Source organism: Streptomyces sp. (assembly GCF_019510245.1).
GTDB lineage: Bacteria > Actinomycetota > Actinomycetes > Streptomycetales > Streptomycetaceae > Streptomyces.
On the sequence record NZ_JAEKKT010000435.1, the window covers coordinates 1 to 2,387 of the forward strand.

The following is a 2,387-nucleotide window of genomic DNA, read 5'->3' on the forward strand; positions in this document are numbered from 1 at the left end:
GGCTGCTGGTCATGGTGCGAGCCGTACGGCTGTGCTCGCGCGGTTTCGGCCGTCAATGAGGCATGACCGCAGAGAAGGGAAAGTTCATGAAGAAGACCGCTGCTGTCGTTGCGGGCGTGATCATGGCTCTGGGTGCGGCCACTCCGGCTTTCGCGGACGCGGACGCCGAGGCCGTCTCCGTCGGTTCCGGAGGATTCCTGTCCGGCAACGTGATCCAGGTTCCCATTCACGCGTCCTTCAACGTGTGTGGCAACTCCGTTCTCGGAATCTTGAGCCCGCCGATCGGCAACGTGTGCGTTAGCCACTGAGTTCGTCCGCACCAGCCGTACGGCTGCGTCATGGCCGGCCTTGGACATCTTTGTCCGTTCCAAGGCCGGCTTCCCCATTTCTTCAAGCAGGAAAGACGATCAAGAGTGCGACAGACCCTGAGCAGGGGAATGTTCGCGGCCGCTGCCGCGACGAGCCTTCTCTCCCTGTGCGGTAGTCCCGCCATGGCCGATTCGCATGCGAACGGGTCCGCCGTGGACTCGCCGGGTGTCGTGTCCGGCAACGACGTGCAGGTCCCCGTCGACGTGCCGTTGAACCTGTGCGGCAACACGGTCGACGTGATCGCCGCACTCGACCCCGCTTTCGGCAACGACTGCGCAGCGCGGGACGAGGGCGCTGAGGACGACTCCGCATACGGCTCGGGTCATGACCACGACGAGGACGCGGACGACGGCACCGAGGGTTCGCCCGGCGTCGGCTCGGGCAACGACGTGCGGGTCCCGGTCGAGGTGCCGTTGAACGTGTGCGGTGACAGCGCCGGCCTGGCCGCCGTACTCGACCCCGCCTTCGGCAACGACTGCGCCGACGACAGCTCGTACGGATACGGCGACACCCCGGCGACGACTCCTCCGTCCACCCCACCGCCCGGGGGGAAGAGCACGCCTCCCCCCGCCGGCGGCGACCACGTGAGCCCGCCGTCCCCCGCGGGCGACCGGCCCGCTCTGGCCGAGACCGGCAGCGAGGCCCTGTTGGGCGCATCGGCCGCGAGCGCCGCACTGATCGCGGCCGGAGCCGTCCTGTACCGGCGAAGCCGGGCGGCGTCCGGCCGATGACACGTGGGGGGTGCCGGCCGCGCACGCCCGGCATCCTCCCGGCCGGCCGGCGAGCCACCCGGCCAGGAGCCATGTCGGGACCGCACGACAGCCGGGGCGCACGCGGCGTGCTGTCAGGGCCGCGCGGCGGGCGCCGCCCCGCGCTGTCCCCGGCCGCTGGGCGCCGGGATCGTTCCGCCGGGTGTGCCCGTGCGCAGGTGACGCCGCACTCCGCCGACGAGCGTGCTCGCCGTGAAGGTCGCGCCCTGCACGAAGCGCATGGCCGGTCCGAATCCGGACGCCGTCACCAGGCCCGCGAGGAACAGCCCTGGACACGAGGACTCGAAGTCCCGCCCGACCAGCGGCGCGCCGTCGGCCACCGTCGCCAGGGAGCCGCGCAGTTCGTCGGAGAGCAGCCGCAGCCGGTCTCCCGTCGCCCTGAAGCCCGTGGCGGCGATGACGTGCTCGGTCTCCAGGGAGCGCAGGGCCCGCCCCGACGCCGACGGTTCCGATCCGCCTCCGCCGCTCACCACATCCAGCCGCACCCCGCCGCGCACCTCACGGGCCGCCGCCACCTCGTGGCCGAGCCGCACCTCGACGACCGGCTCGATCCGGTCCCGCAGCCACCAGGCTCCGGCCGGCCCCAGCGCCGTGGCGCAGATCCGCGTCCGCCTCGCCTCGGGAAGCCGGTGGAAGAGGCCGGGGCGTTCGGAGTAGAACCAGTTGCGCCAGCCGGGGCCGAGGCCGCTGTGAGGGGCGCGCGCCCTTTGCCACCAGGGGCGTTGCCAGGGCGGCGGCACGTCGTTCCACTCCAGCTGGTCGGCGCGCGCCAGGACCCGTACGCGCGTGCCCTGCTCGGCGAGGAGGGCCGCCGTCTCCAGGGCCGCCTGGCCACCGCCGATCACGGTGACGTCCCGGTCGCGGAAGCGGGCGAGGTCGTCGTGATGGCTGCTGTGCGACACCAGGGAGGCGGGCAGCGCGCGCAGTGCGGCCGGCAGCTCCACGAAGGGCATCACACCGACCGCCAGCGCGACCGTGCGGGCGTGCAGGGTCTCGCCGTCCTCGGTGACCGCCTCGAAGCCACCCGGACAGGGGGCGATCCGCGTGATCGTGCGCTCGTCCACCTCAGGTACCGCGTTACGGGCGAACCATTGGCCGTACGCGGCGAACATCTCCACCGGGATCGGCTCCCCGTGCTCGGCCGCAACTCCCTGGCCCGCGCAGTACGCGTCCAGCCGCAGACGGCCCGCCGGGTCCGAGAGGTTGGACGCCCAGGGCTCCGACTTGAGGAACATCCCGCGTGGCATG

Annotated in this window: 3 protein-coding genes; 2 read left to right on the plus strand and 1 reads right to left on the minus strand. The window is 72.4% G+C overall.

The window, feature by feature from the left end:
• Positions 1-62: 62 nt before the first annotated feature.
• Positions 63-308, plus strand: a complete 246-nt coding sequence (locus JF597_RS53520) for a chaplin (RefSeq protein WP_294014295.1) — start codon at positions 63-65, stop codon at positions 306-308.
• A gap of 183 nt (positions 309-491) precedes the next feature.
• Positions 492-1,100: a chaplin gene (locus JF597_RS53525; RefSeq protein ID WP_366916585.1), complete on the plus strand. Its 609-nt coding sequence runs from the start codon at positions 492-494 to the stop codon at positions 1,098-1,100.
• A 113-nt stretch (positions 1,101-1,213) separates the two neighbouring features.
• Here JF597_RS53525 and JF597_RS53530 read toward each other — a convergent pair.
• The coding region (locus JF597_RS53530) for an NAD(P)-binding domain-containing protein (protein ID WP_294014297.1) at positions 1,214-2,387 on the minus strand (1,174 nt) is incomplete at its 5' end.

What these genes read in the sequence shown, in the direction of transcription:
- JF597_RS53525 (WP_366916585.1), top strand. Translation starts at nt 492, where the DNA reads ATGGCCGATTCGCATGCGAACGGGTCCGCCGTGGACTCGCCGGGTGTC.
- JF597_RS53520 (WP_294014295.1), top strand. Translation starts at nt 63, where the DNA reads ATGACCGCAGAGAAGGGAAAGTTCATGAAGAAGACCGCTGCTGTCGTT.